The 14,071-nt window shown below is 41.8% G+C and carries 11 protein-coding genes; 4 read left to right on the forward strand and 7 right to left on the reverse strand.

Annotated elements, in window-relative coordinates; all coding sequences use genetic code 11:
* Positions 1-4 precede the first annotated feature (4 nt).
* Both pcrA and IGK63_RS08470 read right to left on the reverse strand, forming a co-directional pair.
* A complete protein-coding gene (gene pcrA, locus IGK63_RS08465; RefSeq protein WP_429972475.1) occupies positions 5-2,248 on the reverse strand; it encodes a DNA helicase PcrA in 2,244 nt (747 codons plus the stop codon).
* A gap of 214 nt (positions 2,249-2,462) precedes the next feature.
* Complete coding sequence (locus IGK63_RS08470; protein WP_016611862.1) at positions 2,463-3,929, reverse strand: alpha-amylase; 1,467 nt, start codon at positions 3,927-3,929, stop codon at positions 2,463-2,465.
* Between the two features lie 205 nt (positions 3,930-4,134).
* Between IGK63_RS08470 and IGK63_RS08475 the strand changes: the two genes are divergently transcribed.
* Genes IGK63_RS08475 through IGK63_RS08485 form a run of 3 tightly spaced genes read left to right on the forward strand, consistent with a single transcriptional unit; the run spans position 4,135 to position 7,743 of the window.
* Entirely contained in the window at positions 4,135-4,890 is a 756-nt protein-coding gene (locus IGK63_RS08475) for a DeoR/GlpR family DNA-binding transcription regulator (protein ID WP_008380120.1), read from the forward strand.
* Positions 4,887-5,804 (forward strand): 1-phosphofructokinase, encoded by a 918-nt coding sequence (gene pfkB / locus IGK63_RS08480; protein ID WP_008380122.1) that lies wholly within the window; start codon positions 4,887-4,889, stop codon positions 5,802-5,804. Before IGK63_RS08475 ends, pfkB begins: the two co-directional genes overlap by 4 nt.
* 13 nt (positions 5,805-5,817) lie before the next feature.
* Positions 5,818-7,743, forward strand: a complete 1,926-nt coding sequence (locus tag IGK63_RS08485) for a PTS fructose transporter subunit IIABC (RefSeq protein ID WP_034872678.1) — start codon at positions 5,818-5,820, stop codon at positions 7,741-7,743.
* Positions 7,744-7,785: 42 nt separating this feature from the next.
* Here the strand turns inward: IGK63_RS08485 and IGK63_RS08490 are convergent, their stop codons facing one another.
* Complete coding sequence (locus IGK63_RS08490) at positions 7,786-9,117, reverse strand: hypothetical protein (RefSeq protein WP_016611865.1); 1,332 nt, start codon at positions 9,115-9,117, stop codon at positions 7,786-7,788.
* Between the two features lie 130 nt (positions 9,118-9,247).
* Between IGK63_RS08490 and IGK63_RS08495 the strand changes: the two genes are divergently transcribed.
* Positions 9,248-9,427 carry an SPJ_0845 family protein gene (locus IGK63_RS08495; RefSeq protein ID WP_008380128.1) on the forward strand — a complete coding sequence of 60 codons (180 nt, stop codon included), beginning with the start codon at positions 9,248-9,250 and terminating at the stop codon, positions 9,425-9,427.
* 111 nt (positions 9,428-9,538) lie between these two features.
* Here the strand turns inward: IGK63_RS08495 and IGK63_RS08500 are convergent, their stop codons facing one another.
* From IGK63_RS08500 to tig, 4 genes are all read right to left on the reverse strand, one after another.
* The gene (locus tag IGK63_RS08500) at positions 9,539-10,420 is read right to left on the reverse strand and encodes a helix-turn-helix transcriptional regulator (RefSeq protein ID WP_016611866.1); all 882 of its coding nucleotides are present in this window, start codon (positions 10,418-10,420) and stop codon (positions 9,539-9,541) included.
* 170 nt (positions 10,421-10,590) lie between these two features.
* Positions 10,591-11,175 (reverse strand): ribosome biogenesis GTP-binding protein YihA/YsxC, encoded by a 585-nt coding sequence (yihA, locus tag IGK63_RS08505; protein WP_008382206.1) that lies wholly within the window; start codon positions 11,173-11,175, stop codon positions 10,591-10,593.
* A 70-nt stretch (positions 11,176-11,245) separates the two neighbouring features.
* Entirely contained in the window at positions 11,246-12,490 is a 1,245-nt protein-coding gene (clpX, locus tag IGK63_RS08510) for an ATP-dependent Clp protease ATP-binding subunit ClpX (protein ID WP_005235713.1), read from the reverse strand.
* 226 nt (positions 12,491-12,716) lie between these two features.
* Positions 12,717-14,000, reverse strand: coding sequence for a trigger factor (gene tig, locus IGK63_RS08515; RefSeq protein WP_005235710.1), 1,284 nt, complete (start codon positions 13,998-14,000; stop codon positions 12,717-12,719).
* Positions 14,001-14,071 lie beyond the last annotated feature (71 nt).

Consider the following 14,071-nt stretch of genomic DNA (forward strand, 5'->3'; position numbering starts at 1 on the left):
CTCCTTATTTTTCAACTTTTTCAATCGGCGCAAAGGCCGCCAACAATCGTTTGACGCCTTGTTGTGGGAACGCCACATCTAATTCGATGTCTTGCGCGCTGCCAGTCGCCCGAACGACCGTACCGATTCCCCATTTTTTATGTTGAACTTTCTCGCCTACTTGCCATGTATTACCAGCTGCAGAGGTCTGTTGCTTAGAAGCGACGGTCGTTTGACGCGGCTGTGTATAGCTCGGTTTAAAGACTTTTGGTTGAAACGGTGCAGCAGCTTTCGGTTGTGAACGCTCGCCTAATGATTGCAGCAGATCTTGTTCAATCTCCTCGATAAACCGTGACGGACGATTGTATTGGGTACGACCGTATAATGTTCTGGAAAAAGCGTTGGTCATAAAGAGCTCTTCCTCAGCACGAGTGATTCCCACATAAGCAAGGCGCCGTTCTTCTTCGAGTTCGCTTTCTTCCATTAAAGCCCGAGAAAGCGGGAAGATATTCTCTTCCAAACCAATCAAGAATACCACTGGAAACTCCAGTCCTTTTGCAGCATGCAAGGTCATCAACGTCACTTGACTACTTTCTTCTTCATAACTATCGACGTCTGACAATAAAGCTAAGTCATTTAAGAAAACACTCAACTTCTCATCTGGTGCATCTGCATCGTCTTCGTTTTGCGCCTCAAATCGTTTATCGAATTCTTGGGTAACCGATAAAAATTCTTCCAGGTTTTCAAGTCTAGCTTGTGCTTCTAAATTATTCTGGTTGACTAACTCTTGACGATAACCCGTCTTTTCTAATATTTCTTTCGTCAGTTCAGTTACTGAGAGGTAAGGAACCATTTGGGCGAAGTCATCCATCATCATCCCAAAGCTTCCTAATTCTTTGCCGGCCTTTCCAGAAATATTCGCCAACTCGACGTTCATGGCTGCTTCTAGCAATGACCACTCATGAAGATTCGCAAAATCTCGTAGTTTTTCGACGGATGTCGCACCGATCCCACGTTTTGGTACATTGATGATTCGTTCCAAGCTGATGGAATCACGAGGATTGGCGATCGCCGATAAATAAGCCAAAATATCACGGATTTCTTTGCGGTCATAGAACTTTCTGCCGCCGACCATCGTATAAGGAACGTTGGCTTTTAAAAGCATTTCTTCAATGATCCGTGACTGGGCGTTGGTCCGATACAAAATCGCAAAATCACCGAATTTACGGTTCTTTTCTGCAATTTGTTTCTGCATTTCACTGACGATAAATCGCGCCTCATCTCGTTCACTATCCCCGCGATAATAAGTGATTTTTTCCCCATCACGATTTTCTGTCCACAGATTTTTGTCTGGGCGGTTGCGGTTATTTTTGATTACTTGGTTTGCCGCATTTAAAATCGTTTGCGTTGAACGATAGTTTTGCTCTAACAATATCGTTGCGGCATCCGGATAGTCTTTTTCAAAGTCTAAAATATTTTGCATGTTGGCACCACGCCAACCGTAAATACTTTGGTCCGCATCCCCAACAACACAAAGATTTCGAAAACGAGCGGCCAATAAATTGACCAGCGTGTATTGGGCGTGGTTGGTATCTTGGTATTCATCGACATGGATATAGTGGAATTTCCGTTGGTAAAATTGCAGCGCATCTTCATTGTCTTGGAAGAGGCGGATCGTATTCATGATTAAATCATCGAAGTCCATGCATTGATTATTGCGCAGCTCTTTTTGATATTTTTCATAACAACGACCCACGATCTGCTCAAATAGACTACCTTCCATGGCTTGGTAAGCTTCAGGTGTCAATAGCTCGTTCTTTGCATGAGAGATCGTTCCCAAAATGGAACGAGGATCATATTTTTTGGGATCGATATTCAATTCTTTTAATACCCGTTTCATCAGGGTATTTTGTTCAGAAGAATCAATGATAGTAAAATTCTTCGAATAACCGATTCGATCAACATCTCTGCGCAAGATTCTGACACACATCGAGTGGAAGGTCGAGACCCAAACGTCTTCTCCACCGGAACCTAATAATTGGCTTACCCGTTCCTTCATTTCCCGCGCCGCTTTATTGGTAAAAGTGATGGCTAAAATGTTCCATGGATTTACATTTTTTTCTTCTATTAAATAGGCGATTCGGTGGGTTAGGACACGGGTCTTCCCGCTTCCTGCCCCTGCCATCAGCAGCAACGGTCCTTCCGTATGCATAACGGCTTCTTTTTGCCGTGGATTCATGCGTTCAAGTAATTCACTTTTGGATGACATGATTTTAAACATCCTTTCTTTCTCAATCTTCTCAATTATAGCATTATCCGGGAAAGGGGAAAACCGAACGCTTTGAAAACTTTTAATTAAAAGCGCTTTGATTTTAGTACTCACGATGCCATCAGTTTTGAAAGAAAAAAGTCAGTCCGTTGTTTGTTTACATAATAAAAAGGCTGTAAACTCACCAGCCTCTTATTATGACTATTGAAAGAGATCAGCTAAAGTATTTCTCTACTAGCTTTTCATTCACATAGATTGACACTTGCCCATCATTGACCGGGAAAACACCTTTTCCGGTATCATCTAAAACAACTTTCGCTTCATTATTTCTCAATATATCCACGAAGGTCTCTCCACCATGGATCGCGCTGATGGTCATTTCTTTTTCCGCACCTTGAGCATTGGTCATCACGACCGCCAATCCAGAAAGCTCATGTTCATAATCGCCAGTTAATACCCAGCCAATACAATTAGGATCATCGAAATAATCGACTTGATTCCCAAATGCAAGCTTCTCTCGAAGTTTTAACATATGGATCAAAGCATCACCAACAGGAGCGATTTCTTGCGCTGGGATTCCGAATAAGTCACCCCAGAAAACAACCGGTACACCCGCTTTTCGTAAAAGGATCAATGAATAAGCATGGACTTTAAACCATCCGTCTATCCAAGATTGTAAACTTTGTCCGACTTGCGTATCATGATTGTCTACAAAAGTCACGGCATAATCTTCGCGCGCGGCAGTCAGTGTACCGGCAAAAATTTGACTCATATCATATTCGCCATTCGAGTGAGATGCTTCATATAAATTATAGTGCAAAGGCACATCGAATAAATAAATCAGATTTCCTGAAGAATCTAAATACTCTTCTAATTTTGGCAGATCCCCTGACCAATATTCTCCGACAACAAATAGTGGTTTGCCTTTTTCTTCCCGACGATTCAAGATCCAATCTGCGTAATAGTTGAACTCAATGTGTTTCACCGCATCTAAGCGATAGCCATCAACACCAGTCAGCTCTTGGTACCATTGCCCCCATTTATTGAGCTGTTCCACCGTTTCAGGATTTTCCATGTCCAGATCACAACCCATTAAATAGTCGTAATTACCCATTTCATCATCCACTTGGTTTTCCCAGCCCTTATCAGCGAAGTTAAAAATCCCGTGGTCTTTATTGCGATCATCATAATCGACACCAGAAAAATTATGCCAGGTCCAGACATAGTCATTGTAAGTTCCTTTACGTCCTGGGAAAGTGAATTTAGTCCAAGCTTCGATCTCTTCTTCATCACTGATCGGTTCATTGCGGTTTTCGGTATTGTATTTAACCGCCGGAACGACCTCCTTTTCATCGGCGCCGATCAAGTGATTAAAGACGATATCGGCATAAACCTCAACTCCTTGTTCTTGTAGTGCTTTGATGGCTTCCAAATACTCATCCTTGGTTCCATATTTTGTTGGCACCGACCCCTTTTGATCGAATTCGCCTAGATCATAATAATCATAGACACCATACCCAACGTCTTCGGACCCAGCTGTCCCTTTATAGGCAGGCGGCAGCCAAATTGCGGTAAATCCATACTCTTTGATTTCTTTACTCATTTCTTTCAATTTGTTCCAGTGTTGGCTATCTGCCGGCAGGTCCCATTCGAACCCTTGTAAAATGACTTTGTTATTCATTTATTTATCCCCCCTTAATTCAATTAAGCCAAATAATAGTAAAAATTGTCAAATATAAGGACAGCAATCTCAGGAAAATGAAGGTTAGCATGACCGTTTGTGACCGATTTCTATTATTCACGCTTTCATTATGAATGTTTTTTACTGTTTATGATTGATTTTGAATGAATCATATGTTACTATGGCAGGTGAAGAGGTGATGTAAATGCTTACAGAGGAGCGGCATCAAGCGATTTTGGCACGATTAGAGCAAGAGGAAATCGTCAAAGTCAGTGAACTGATCCAACTGCTGGATGCTTCAGAGTCAACAATCCGCAGAGATCTCCAAGAACTGGAAGATAAAGGGTTTCTAGTTAGAATTCACGGCGGGGCCAAAAAAAGCCAGCAATTAGGTTTTGAACCCAACATGTCTGAAAAAAAAGCGAAGTTTCAAACAGAAAAACAAAAAATTGCTCGCGCAGCCGCACAAACGATCAAAAATGGTGAAGTCATTTATCTAGACGCAGGAACAACGACCCTTGAAATGATTCCTTTCTTATCGACCATCACAGCGCTGAAAGTTGTCACGAACTCCGTCAAGCACGCTTCCCTACTGATTGATCACGGGATCGACACCATGATTTTAGGGGGAACCATCAAGATAGCTACCAACGCTGTGTTAGGGATCAATGCCGGTGAACAGTTGCGTAAATTGCGCTTTAACCGCTGTTTTATGGGCATGAACGGTGCTCATTCGGAAGCTGGTTTCACCACACCCGATCCAGAAGAAGCGCTGATCAAGCAGATCGCTCTGGAACATAGCCAACAAGGCTATGTCTTGCTAGACCATTCCAAGTTTCAGCAAACAACTTTTGCTCAAGTTGCTTTTATTGAAGGTGCAACGATCATCACCGATTATTGCCCAAAAAACTATTTAGCGAAATTCAGAGCAAAAACAACCATTATGGAGGTAATACAATGATTTACACAGTAACACTCAATCCATCGATCGACTTTATCGTCCACGTCGATCATTTGGAGATCGGTGCCCTTAATCGAATGAAACAAGACTTTAAACTACCTGGTGGCAAAGGAATCAATGTCTCACGTATTTTGAAGCGAATTGGCATCTCCTCGACTGCCCTTGGTTTTGTTGGCGGATTTACTGGTCGTTTTATTGAAGAGTGGCTGACCAAAGAGGAAATCAACAGCAATTTTACGCAAGTCGCTGCCGATACCCGGATCAATATCAAATTAAAATCCGGCGAAGAAACAGAAATCAACGGCCTTGGTCCAGTCATTCAAGAGCAAGAAATCGCTGAATTGAAACACCAATTAGCCGCTCTTTCTGCCGAAGACATCGTCATCCTATCAGGAAGTAAACCAGCTGGTCTTCCAGCCGACTTTTATAAAGAATTGATCAAAATCGTTAAAGAAGCTGGTGCAGAATTTGTCATTGATACGACTGGTGCGGAACTATTTGATGCCTTATCCGATCAGCCTTTGCTGATCAAACCAAATAATCATGAATTAGCGGAACTTTATGAGACTTCTTTTTCAACGATCGAAGATATCTTGCCTTATGGCCAAAGAATGCTAAAGGATGGCGCTAAAAATGTCATCGTCTCTCTAGGTGGTGATGGTGCCCTGCTCTTTACTGGCAATGAGATCTATCGCTCCAATGTGTTGAAACGACCTTTGAAAAATTCAGTTGGCGCTGGAGATTCCATGATTGCTGGATTCATTGGGCGTTACGCAAAGACCAAAGATGTGGTTGAAGCATTCAAATGGGGGGTCGCTTGTGGCAGTGCCACTGCGTTCTCAGATGATTTAGCTGAGGCGTCATTTATCGAAGAATTACTACCGGAAGTCATTATTGAACAAGTGAATCTATAGGAGGATGGAAAAAATGAAAATCAATGAGTTGATGCTGAAAGATGCCATGATCATGGACTTGCAAGCAACAGACAAAAAAGGTGCCATTGATGAAATGGTAGCAAAATTATATGCTGTCGGACGGATTTCAGATGTCGAAATCTACAAAGAAGGAATTCTTGCTCGAGAAGCCCAAACCTCAACAGGGTTAGGTGACGGCATCGCAATGCCCCATGCCAAAAACAGTGCAGTCAAAGAAGCGACGGTTTTATTCGCAAAGAGTAAAACGGGTGTCGACTATGAGGCGTTAGATGGACAACCAACGTACCTCTTCTTTATGATCGCAGCACCAGAAGGAGCAAATGATACTCATTTACAAGCGTTAGCAGCTCTATCTCGCTTATTGATCGATCCAGATTTCGTTGCTAAACTAAAAACAGCGACAACTGCTGATCAAGTACAACAACTTTTCTCAGAAGCTGAGGCACAGCAAGAAGCCGATGCTTTAGCAGAAGAAGCGGCAAACCAAGAAGCAGCACCTGCTAGCGAACGTCCCTATATCGTCGCAGTTACAGCTTGCCCGACAGGGATCGCCCACACCTACATGGCAGAAGATGCTTTGAAAAAGAAAGCCAAAGAGCTTGGTGTTGACATCAAAGTCGAAACAAATGGTTCAGAAGGAATCAAAAATCGTTTAACAGAAGCTGATATCGCCCGAGCTGCTGGTGTGATCGTAGCTGCCGATAAAAAAGTTGAAATGGATCGCTTTGACGGCAAACATTTAGTAAACCGTCCTGTGAGCGATGGTATCCGTAAAACCGAGCAATTAATCAATGAAGCATTGAGCGGAACTGCTCCTGTTTTTCACGGTAGTGGCCAAGCTTCTGATAAAGAGGACGCTTCTGCTGATGGTTCAGTCGGTCAACGAATCTATAAAGATTTGATGAATGGTGTTTCTCACATGTTACCATTTGTTATTGCCGGTGGAATCATGATCGCTATTTCCTTCATGGTGGACCAGTTCATGGGTGTCCCTCAAGATGCCTTGAGTCAATTAGGAAACTACAACCAAGCCGCTTCTTGGTTCAATCAAATCGGTAGCGCGGCATTTGGTTTTATGTTACCTGTCTTAGCTGGTTTCATCGCTTCAAGTATCAGTGACCGACCTGGATTGATCGTCGGTTTCGCAGCAGGTGCCCTAGCAAATACGGGTGGTGCTGGATTCTTAGGAGCATTGATTGGCGGTTTCTTAGCTGGTTATGTCATCAAGTTCTTGCGTTCATTATTCAAAGGTTTACCAAAATCATTAGAAGGAATCAAAACGATCCTTTTCTACCCTGTTTTCGGCCTATTGATCACTGGCTTCTTGATGTTACTGATCAACGTGCCAATGAAAGCCATCAATGACGGTTTGAATAGCTTCTTGACTGGCTTAAGTGGTACCAACGCCGCTTTACTTGGTGCTTTGTTAGCAGCAATGATGGCAGCCGATCTAGGTGGCCCAATCAACAAAGCCGCTTATGTTTTCGGTACTGCAACATTGGCAACGACCGTTGCTGAAGGTGGTAGCGTCGTGATGGCATCTGTAATGGCGGGCGGAATGGTTCCTCCATTGGCAATCTTTGTCGCAACGTTATTGTTCAAAAATAAATTCACCAAAGACCAAAAAGAAGCTGGTTTAACAAACATCGTCATGGGGCTATCCTTCGTCACAGAAGGTGCGATCCCATTTGCAGCAGCAGATCCATTGCGGGCGATCCCAAGCTTTATCGTTGGTTCTGCACTGACTGGTGCGCTTGTCGGTGCCTTTGATATCCAATTAATGGCACCACATGGTGGGATCTTCGTTGTTCTATTATTATCTAAACCAATTTTGTTCTTGCTATTCATCTTAATCGGTGCGATCGTTTCTGGCGTTGTATTCGGTTTGTTGAAAAAAGCGCCTGAACAAGCTGCCTAATTGAAAAGACCCGCAAGATCCTCGTGATCTTGCGGGTCTTTTTCATTCTTGATTGGTAAAGAGCTGCTGTTCGACTAGCTTTTGGGTATTCATAAAATACACTCGAAGTTTCTTGCCATTCTTTTTTAGATTGACCCACGTATATTTGCGCGTGCGGTGCAAATACCCAAAATGAACATCCGGCATCGCTGCTTTCAATCCGTCTATCGGCAGCTCCTTCAAGGCTGTTTCTGGTAAATAAAATTGTAAGCAAGCTGTGTAGTCTTTAAAGCGATCCTCTGAGTAATCAATTTCGAGGTGATTCCGAATATAAAAGGCATATGCCTCGACCCCATCATCTACAGTCAATTCCGGTTTTAATACAATATAATCCATCATGCGCAACCGATCTTGGTCGATCCAAGGAAAATACGCTTGTGCATTCAAGTAACCTTTCACCCGTCGCTCCTGGTACTCTTCGTTCACCAAATCGAAGCTTCGAGTGACGAAATGTGTCGCGTTACGCTTAGTCGTCGGCTGCAGCCGATCATTTTGGTACTGGATGGTTTGGATCAATTGGTCGCCAAAGGCGTACTCAATATATGGTTCCCTCAAAATACCGACGCCATTATCCCATGTCAATTGATCGATCCCAGTTTGATCGCGAAACAAACGCTGGTATGAAAGATTCAACTCGTGATCCCACTGAAACGGATCGCGATACAATTCCACCATCACGATTCCCTGATCTCTAACTTGGACCTGCTCGACTTGTTGCGCATCCGTAATGATCACCTGAGGAATAATACGAGCATAGAATACCGAAAAGTACATTCGCCAACAAGAGGTCAGTGTGTAGCCATTGTAAAAAACATCGTACCCAGCAAATTGATTGCAATCAATAACGATCTCTTGTTCAAAATTTTTCCGCTTCGGTAACGCGTTGATTTCAGCAATCGATTGAAAATTTTGTCTTTTCTCGATTCGCTCGACGTTATGCATCAGGTACTCATCATATGAACGCAAATAGCCAAACATTCCATCTCTTTGCATCGTTTCATCGAAGTAACTTAAAATCACTGTTTTCTGTGTGGAAAATACGTCTTTCGTAAACAGGTGCCGTTGTAAAACAGCCTCTTGAATGATATGGATACTGGACTCATTTTGGCCGTCCGTCACAATCAATTCAGTATTGATTTCTTCAGGGGCGCTATGCAGCAGTTGACTGACCTCATCAAAATCATAAGGTTTCTTTTCTTGCTGATTGTAATAGTATTCCGTCGGCTGATAGCTAAGACGAACCAAAGCGAACCAATTTTCAATCAACAAACGCAACTGTGATGCTTCCATTTGTGTCGATTGTAGAAAGCCGTAAATTTTTTCAGTTTTGATCATCGCTATCCCTCTTTTCTATCCCCTTTCTTTAATTATAGTAAAGGGAGAAACGATTGAACACTATTTCGCTTTTTTTTGGTGAAATCTACGACCGTTCGTGGTAAACTAAAGGCGCTTGGAGGTGAACCTTATGGGCTTAAAATTCCAACGAGAAGACTCGCTAGATAAAATGTTTGATGATTTTGCCTTTCTTCCCGATAACGACAAAGACAATAAAAAGCAGGAAAAGGACATTGAGCGTTTCTTAAAAAACGAACCTGATGATGAAAAAGAGCAAAAAAAAGCAAATAATATAAAAAAAGCAGACTAACAAAAAAGGCACAGGACTGTGAGGTCCTTGCCTTTTTTACCTTTTTAGCTAAGAAATGAGCGACCAAATCAACTTATCTGGGAGAATTAGAATCTGATCCTCCTTCTCACATTACAACTCTTCATATAAAACACTTTGCCGTAAGCGAATCAAGCCGATAATCACCAGACAAAGAATGAAAACGACGCCTGCTAGGATCGTAACCACAAAGCCAGCTACCACGATTGGGGATTGAGTAAAGCGAATCATTGGTTCAAAAAAAGTGGTTTTGATCAAATCCGGGATGTCTGTCGCTAGCAGTTGCTGAATCGCTTGATTGAAATCCTTTGCCGTTGCACTCGATGGCAAAACAGCCATAAAACTCCCTACACCATAATTTGCAACTCCAATCCATGCAACAGCAACATTTCCTAACGCAAGTAATCCGATACCAACATTTCCAACAACAACCGATCCAACGGCGATATTTCCTATACCAACGAGCAAGGCAAAACAGAAATGACCAAAAGCGAACGCGCCGATGCTGATGGTCCCGATTGCCAACGCGCCAAAGGACATAACACCGATCGATAGCAGTCCCAAACTGATAAGCCCCATAGCAATGACCCCTTTGGCTTTGACACCAAGACTAAACCAGCCGCTGGCAGTTGGTACCTCTTTCATCAGAACAAAAAACTCTCGAACGCTCGTCACTTGATTCAGTAATAAGAATAAATTGGGAATCAAAATGTGCATTAACGGAAGCCGTAGAACCCTCCGTTCACTTTTGTATTCATAATAGTAGGTTTCTTTCTTTTCTTTTAATAGCTCTTCCACTGGAGTGCCTAATAAATCGGCGAGACGAACCAATGTCTCGATGTCTGGCAACCCATTTCCTCGTTCCCATTTTGAAATGGCCTTATCAGAAACAAATAACCTCGCAGCTAATTCCTTCTGGGTTAAGTTATGTCTTGATCGATAGTCTTTTAATTTTTTACTTAATGTTTCATGCATTCGACCACACCTCCTTGTTACAAGTTTAACAAATATTAAGGAGATTTTCGCTGAAATTGGGCAAATTTGGCACTCTACGCTCCGTAGAATAGCCTAAATCCCCAATTTTTACTTTTAAAAAGCAAAAAAACGAAGGGAGCGACTTGCTCGCTTCGTTTCTTTATTCAAAATTATTTGATTGCTGCTTCGATGGCTTTCCATGCTTCTTCTTTTCCTTGTTTGGTAATGGAAGAAAAAAGAATGAACGTATCAGCTGGATCAAAGGACAACGCTTTTTTGATCATACTTTCATGCTTATTCCATTTCCCACGAGGGATTTTGTCTGCTTTGGTGGCAACAACGATCACAGGGATCTCATAATACTTTAAAAATTCATACATCTGAACATCTTCTTGGGAAGGTGCATGGCGCAAATCTACCAAAGATACTACTGCTCGCAGCTGCTCTCTTTGTTCGAGGTACGTTTCAATCATTTTTCCCCATTTTGCTCGCTCGGTTTTTGATACTTTTGCATAGCCATAGCCAGGGACATCGACAAAATGCAGCGTATTTTCAATCAAATAAAAATTCAATGTTTGGGTTTTCCCCGGTTTTGACGAGGTTCGGGCTAAGTTTTTACGGTTAATCAATGTATTGATAAAGGAAGATTTACCGACATTGGAGCGCCCTGCTAAGGCAATCTCCGGTAAGGGTGTATCTGGGTATTGTGCTGGTGAAACAGCACTAATGACGATCTCAGCTTCATGTACTTTCATTGGATCGCTCCTTTTCATTTTTTTCAAAAAGAAAGCCGGATAGCAATGAAACTATCCGACTTGGTCTCGATTAGACTGCTTTTTTTGTCTCTTCATTGTAAATGATTTTTGGTTCGCCAAGTCCTTTCGCAGCTTCTTCCGTAATAGTGACTTTTTGAATCGACTCATCAGAAGGAACATTGAACATGACTTCCATCATGATATTTTCGATGATCGAACGTAATCCACGAGCACCGGTGTTTCGCTCAATTGCTTGCGCAGCAATCGCACGTAAAGCCTCTGGCTCAAATTCGAGTTCTGTGTCATCTAATGCCATCAATTTTTGATATTGTTTGACAAGGGCATTTTTTGGTTCAGTCAAAATATGCACTAAATCATCTACCGTCAATTTCTCTAAAGCAGCCATCACTGGCAAACGGCCGATAAATTCAGGGATCAAACCGAATTTAAGCAAATCTTCAGGAATGATCTGTTGCATCACGCTCTCGCCTTCTTCAAGACGTTTGTTGTTTGTACCAAACCCAATGGTTTTTTCACCTAAGCGGTTTTTAACAATTGTTTCGATCCCGTCAAACGCCCCACCAACAATAAAGAGAATATTGGTCGTATCGATTTGGATCATCTCTTGATGCGGATGTTTCCGTCCCCCTTGAGGCGGCACACTAGCAGTGGTTCCTTCTAGGATTTTCAGCAAAGCTTGCTGAACACCTTCACCGGAGACATCACGAGTAATCGATACATTTTCACTCTTACGGGCGATTTTATCGATCTCATCAATATAGATAATCCCTTTTTCAGCCATTTCTACATTATAATCAGCAGCTTGTAAAAGCTTCAAAAGAATATTTTCCACATCTTCACCGACATAGCCGGCTTCTGTTAAACTGGTTGCATCAGCGATTGCAAAAGGCACATTCAGTGAACGTGCTAGCGTTTGTGCCAAAAATGTTTTACCTGAACCTGTTGGTCCGATCAAGCAAATATTGCTTTTCTGTAACTCCACATCTTCAGCTGTCGTTTCTACATTGACGCGTTTGTAGTGATTATAAACCGCTACAGCCAATGTTCGTTTGGCACGATCTTGTCCAATCACATATTCATTGAGGACATTCAATAGTTCTTGCGGTTTCGGCACTTCGGTAAACTCCCGAACTGCTTCTTCGTAAAACTCTTCATCAATGATTTCTTTGCACAAATCAATGCACTCATTACAGATATAGACCCCAGGCCCTGCAACGATCTTTTTCACCTCTTCTTGCGTTTTTCCGCAAAAAGAACAACGAACAGCTTCATTACCGTTTGTATTATCGTACATACTGTTCACCCCTTGAAAATTTTCCAACCTATTTAAAGGAGTGGAATTTGGTTTACTAACTTTGCAGTCTTAAACAATCATATCATAACTTTTTTGAAAGAAAAAGTCATTTTTACTTTGCCTAACGTTTTCTTATCATTTGTTAGTAATTCCGAAATATCCCCTATTTACTCCCATGAAAAAACGGCCAACACCACTAGATGTTCGCCGTTTTTAAGAGTTTTGCCTACGCTTCTTTTGCAGTGCCTGTTACAAGTTCAACTGCTTTTTTCATTGTAATATCATGTTTCAACATGTCTTCTGTTAAGACGCGTTTGATTTGATCTACTGGCATATTGTAAGCTTCAGAAAGTTCTTTGATTTCTTTTTCGATATCTTCTTCTGTTGCTTCCAAACCTTCTTCTTTAGCGATTGCTTCAATGACAAGGTTTGTTTTCACGCGTGTTTCTGCTTCGCCTTCAAATTGTGTGTGAAGATCTGCTTCAGTTGAACCAGTTAATTGATAATACATTTCTGGTGAGATTCCTTGACGTTGCATATTGTTCAAGAACTCATCCATTGAACGGTGTACTTCATCATGTACCATTGAATGTGGTAATTCAACGATTTCTGCGTTTTCAACTGCTTGACGGATCGCAGCTTCATCTTTTGCATCTTCTGCTGCTTTTTCTTTTGTTTCAGTCAATTCAGCACGATATTTTTCTTTTAATTCAGCTAATGATTCAACGCTGTCATCAACGTCTTTTGCGAATTCATCATCTAATTCAGGAAGTTCTTTTGCTTTTACTTCGTGAACCGTTACTTTGAAGACTGCTTCTTTACCAGCTAAATCTTCTGCTTGATAATCTTCTGGGAAAGTCACGGTAACGTCTTTGCTATCGCCAGCTTTTGTTCCTACTAATTGTTCTTCAAAACCAGGGATGAATGAGTTTGAGCCAAGTTCAAGTGAGTAGTTTTCACCTTTGCCGCCTTCAAATGTTTCTTCTCCTAAGAAGCCTTCAAAGTCGATAACGACTGTGTCGCCATTTTCAGCTGCTTCGTCTTCTTTGATAACTAATTCAGCTTGTGCTTCTTGTTCGCGTTTGATGCGTGCATCAACATCTTCTTCTGTTACTTCACGGTCTTGTTTTTCAACAGTTAAATCTTTGTAATCACCAAGTTTTACTTCAGGTTTTACAGTAACTTCTGCTTTGATTACCCAGTCTTGACCTTTTTCCATGCTGTCAACGTCGATTTTTGGTTGCGAAACAGGATCGATCCCTGCTTCTTTTACAGCAGCTTCATAAGCTTCTGGAAGAACAGCGTTCAATGCATCTTCATACAACGCTTCTTCGCCGTACATACGGTTAAATACTTGGCGTGAAACTTTCCCTTTACGGAAGCCAGGTACGTTAAGATTGCCTTTCACTTTATTGAATGCAGTCGTCAAGCCTTTTTGGATTTCCGCTTGAGCGATCGTAAATGTCAAAACACCATCATTGGTGCCTGTTTTTTCCCATTTTGCAGTCATTTATTTCCCTCCGAATATTAATTGATTTACATATGAAATAGCTTCATGCATACCTTTAAATAGTACACTAA

Source organism: Enterococcus sp. AZ040 (assembly GCF_050499185.1).
Taxonomy (GTDB): domain Bacteria; phylum Bacillota; class Bacilli; order Lactobacillales; family Enterococcaceae; genus Enterococcus_D; species Enterococcus_D entomosocium.